1 protein-coding gene is annotated in these 739 nt (G+C 34.2%); it reads left to right on the forward strand.

The window, feature by feature from the left end:
* The first annotated feature begins 142 nt into the window (after positions 1-142).
* On the forward strand, positions 143-616 hold the full coding sequence (gene tnpA, locus HMPREF3023_RS03145) for an IS200/IS605 family transposase (RefSeq protein ID WP_005955379.1): 474 nt from the start codon (positions 143-145) through the stop codon (positions 614-616).
* Positions 617-739: the final 123 nt, after the last annotated feature.

The following is a 739-nucleotide window of genomic DNA, read 5'->3' on the forward strand; positions in this document are numbered from 1 at the left end:
TTTTTTGTACGCTTTAGCATGAATAAACCAACAGCTATGCTGGTGGTAGGAAAATAAGCTTTAGCTTCAAGCAAAAAACCTCCCGTGATAAACTATTAATGTTACTGGCAGTAGCATAAATAGAAAAGGGAGGTATCCTAAAATGGATAAAAATAGTTTATCACATACATCATGGAATTGTAAGTATCACGTAGTATTTGCTCCAAAATACAGAAGGCAAGTAATATATGGAAGATTAAAACAAGATATAGGAAAAATATTAAGAGATTTATGTGATAGAAAAGGAATAAATATAATAGAAGCGGAATGCTGTCCAGACCATATCCATATGTTGTTGGAAATTCCACCAAAATACAGTATATCTCAAACGATGGGATATTTAAAAGGAAAAAGCAGTCTAATAATATTTGATAGGCATGCAAACTTAAAATATAAATATGGAAATAGACATTTTTGGTGCAGAGGATACTATGTAGACACAGCAGGAAAGAATGCGAAAAAGATACAAGAATATATAAAAAATCAATTAAAAGAAGATTACATGGCAGATCAAATAAGCATTAAAGAATTTGTTGACCCGTTTACGGGTGAGCAAGTAAACAAAAGCAAAAAATAAGGTGCTTTAGCACCAGCTGTGAAAATTGGTGCACGAGAAAGAAAGCTCGAAGCATGGAATGCTGCCGGTAACAGCCCCTTATAGGGGCAAAACAAACCACCGGCTTAGCCGGTGGTTATGATT

This window comes from Peptoniphilus sp. HMSC075B08 (assembly GCF_001815405.1).
In the GTDB taxonomy this organism is placed as follows: domain Bacteria; phylum Bacillota; class Clostridia; order Tissierellales; family Peptoniphilaceae; genus Peptoniphilus_A; species Peptoniphilus_A harei.